Origin of the sequence: Pseudoalteromonas sp. HM-SA03 (assembly GCF_002289345.1) — a bacterium.
Taxonomy (GTDB): domain Bacteria; phylum Pseudomonadota; class Gammaproteobacteria; order Enterobacterales; family Alteromonadaceae; genus Pseudoalteromonas.
Map to the genome: position 1 here is coordinate 352 of NZ_NSDG01000092.1, position 3,730 is coordinate 4,081.

Annotated in this window: 3 protein-coding genes; all 3 read right to left on the minus strand. The window is 35.9% G+C overall.

The features are described from left to right. Positions 1-60 precede the first annotated feature (60 nt). Positions 61-240, minus strand: a complete 180-nt coding sequence (locus CKO50_RS18460; protein WP_095729351.1) for a hypothetical protein — start codon at positions 238-240, stop codon at positions 61-63. A 195-nt stretch (positions 241-435) separates the two neighbouring features. Continuing rightward, on the minus strand, positions 436-1,071 hold the full coding sequence (locus tag CKO50_RS18465; RefSeq protein WP_095729352.1) for a hypothetical protein: 636 nt from the start codon (positions 1,069-1,071) through the stop codon (positions 436-438). Between the two features lie 518 nt (positions 1,072-1,589). After that, positions 1,590-3,134, minus strand: a complete 1,545-nt coding sequence (locus tag CKO50_RS18470) for a hypothetical protein (protein WP_217989662.1) — start codon at positions 3,132-3,134, stop codon at positions 1,590-1,592. Positions 3,135-3,730 lie beyond the last annotated feature (596 nt).

A 3,730-nucleotide genomic window follows, 5' to 3' on the forward strand; every position in this document is an offset into this window, starting at 1 on the left:
AGCTGAACTTGGGCAGCAAGGCGGCTCATGGGTGAAAAATTGCATGCCACAAAAATATTGCTAATACGGGTTTTCGCACCACATGGCTACCGTATTTTCGTCAGACAGTTTGTGAATTTGTTTCAGGTATTCGAGGCCCGCAAGTAGGCGGATAGGCTTGGCGCCAGCGCCTTTATCGCCATAGTGTTGTTTGAACTCGACCTCTAGACGCTGCCAATCAATGATTTTTGCTAGCTTCACTAGCTCATGGCGTGGTGAAACAATATCAATAAGCTCGATTTGAAACAGGTGCTTTTGTGGTGTTTGCGTGGTTGNGTTTTGGTTTCATTTTTACACTCAAATTGCAATGTTTTGGTTGTGTGATTCAAAAAAGCTGCAATTTTAGGGTAGTAAGATCGTTTAGATCTTCAAGTAATTCAATAAATTAAATTGGTTTCAGGGGCGACTANAAGCCTGCGTATCAACAAGTTTAGTTTCTTGGCTTTTTAGGAAATTGATCACCTTCTCTTGATACTCTTGGAGAAAAGATTCTGAAGTGATTTTAGCAACTGTTTGCTGTTTCTTTTGAGCATTACCCAACACACCATGAAATGAGCGGTAGTTCTCTTTTTCCATTTGCGCCGCGCCTTCTACATGATCTACAAAGAAGTCGATAATATTTATTTTTTCGTCAGGCTTGAAACCTTTTTCCTCAAAATTGACACCATCTAAAGAACCTTTCACCCCCATTACATCATCCCAAAATGTGTCACGTAAGCTCCCCGTATACCCACTCGAGCGTGCCATATCAGACTCCAACGTTCGAATTGCATCAACAATACCTTTAAATTCATTGATAGACATATTCTCAAAATCAAAGCCCTCAGGATTAAGTAGAGCGCTGTATGGTGAACTGCTCGGTGCATCACCTGTAAATGCAGCAATAGACACAGACTCGTCAGATACTTGTTTCTCTTTGGTATCTTTAATCTGATTAAGTTCTGGCTCCTTTTTTACGGGTGCAGCAAGCGGTTGTGTTGATGTTGGCGCATTCGTTGTTGACGCCGAATGGATATTAAAATGAATAGTCATAAAAGCTCCTTTTTGTACTGCCTTAGTATCGGCAGTATTCGTATTTTACTTTAGCATATTGTGTTGGATTTTATGGTTGTTATACATCGGTTAGTTAACCTGAGATTTGGATAAAAAATGAGCTAACCAATTGTTTTTAAACATACATTAAATTATTTCCTTATCTAGCCAGAGAGTTTTAGGGATAACTAGACGAATTTACGCACCAATAGCTGGCTATTGGAAGTGAATTCAACGCAGTTAGCGCAAAAACTGGCTGCTAGAAAGGCATTAATTATCCGAAGCTCAGGTTAGTTAGCCCACCTAAGCATTTTGCTGCTACTAGTCCATTTGTATGAAACAGCACAAAGCACATTTTTTTACAACACATGGGACTTAAATCGATACCCCACTTTATACCCCTCGGATGAAATAAAGGCTAAATTTATTTTCATGTTGTTAACAACAAAACACCAAGTTTTATCGCTAATTTAAGTTACTAAAATTCATTACAGTACTAGGTCAACCACTTCGCTGTACTATTTTTTATCATCAAAACCGACAATAAAAAACTCCGCGCCTGACGAACGAATCGCATTCTCAGCACTGATAAGCAAAACATCAAGCTGAGTTTTGATCTTATTTCCATTATTGGCACTATAAACACTTTTTTGAGTATGTGGCTGTATTACAATAACCCTTGTTTTTATGTATTTACTGTCTTTCAATGTTTCCAATTTATGAAAAAAATCTTCAGCTTTGGCTGTTTTCCCATTAAGCCAACAACCTTTATGACTAGCAGCTCCATGGCGAGTTTTTAAATCTTCAAGTAAAGTCTTTCGAGCTGTATAACGTAAGTTTTTAACGGCTTGATTCAAAACGACATCATGGGCTCCAACTGAAATTTTTCTCGAAGATTTTTCACTTTTAGAAGCTTTAACATGTATTAATGAGATCAGATGTAAAGAACCATGTTGAACATAGTGAATAAAATCAGCTTTTTCACCTGCCCCATCATCACAATATAACCAACCTTTGGGCTTTTCAGTAGTATTGAAGTCATCAGCATTTAACCAATTACCACACCAACATTTCTCAACCCAACAAAACAAGGACTTTTCTTTCCCAATACTTCTTAAGTCTGGTTTTTTTGGGTCAGCTCCTGGTTTCTCTTTAGTAATATAAAATTCTTCAAAACCAGCCCAAAGGAATTTATTATACTCAACATCTTGGTAGCCAGTTCGATACACCATGCCATTTACAACCGCATGTCCCGATTCAAACCAGCATTTAACTAATTCTGGATAACTAAACACACGTTTATATTGATCAAAATATTTCTTAACAAATACATTTTCACTTTTTATGTGAAAACTAACTTTATAATCATCAACTTTCAATTCAACACATAAGTTCCCTACTTGTTTACCTGCATAGAAAATATCAAGTGCAATATCACTATCAGAAAAAGTGGGGACTAGTTCCACATGAAAGTCATATTGCAATTTATTTAAAAGATCTTTACGATGTTGTCCATCTTCTTCTGGTAAGAAGTCATAGTCAACTAAGGAAAAATCATAAGGATTAGCTAAGTCATCTGGTGATGAAATAGGGTATGACAATATTCCAATCGGATTGTCAGATTTGTTAGTATTACTAGATAATATATCTAAGATCTCAACAACCCGATTCTCAAAGGTTTTCCAATCTTTGCATGGACCACGCCAAATCGAAGATTTAAAAGGATTAATTCCAATAGAGCTTTTTGTATTTTTACCCCATACTTCTGTTCTCACCGCTGACATCATATAAGATTGGTCAATTAAGGGATCTAATGTATCGGCTACACTTTTACCTCCCAATACTTTTGAATCAGCTTTAAAGTTATCTCTGCCATGAATCCCTGACAGCCAAAGCATTTTTATTTCATCTTCATTAATAAAATTACCATTGAGCTTACTGATAGGAACTGGAAATAAATTAGTTAATGGCTTTTTTCCGAAATAATCTCGAATGGTATCTTTTTTTCCTTTCTCAGAAAAATAAAAAGCTAAACTTCCTCGAACATCGAAACTTATAAACACATGATTTTCGACATCTTTGATATCGATGTCTTTCGCCCAGCTGGGTGACTTAACTATTGCATATGGTGTTATTTTAACTATGCCTAGCTCTCCAATCGCTTCTTCTATAATTGAGCCAACACTAATTTCACCTGAACATTAATCTTGAAGTATTTTGACTATCTCTTCATGAATTGTGCACGGTTTTACATTATCAGACTTAGCACCTAACAAAATAGATAAATAAGGAGCCACATTATCTTTGCTGACTTCCATGAAGCTATTATCCATATCACCTCGCTATAAGCATAGAATCACATAAGTTCTCAAAATAGTAATTTGAAAATTCTAAAACGCCCTATATATGTAACCTTTTTGGGTAAATTAAAATTATTCAAACCTAAACAGTAAGATATGAGCTTAGCTCAAATTCTACGGGGGGAAAGCTCCAAAGCATCTAAAGGTAAATTTATTTATTTTTTTCAGTTATCTATATCAATAGAGCGCCAGTCTAGGCTTCTGCTACCAATTAGTATTTGCGAAGGTATTGTAACTCCCCCAAAAAATGAAACAGTTTATAAGTAGAATTTTCCATTAACTAAAATAGGAAAATTTAC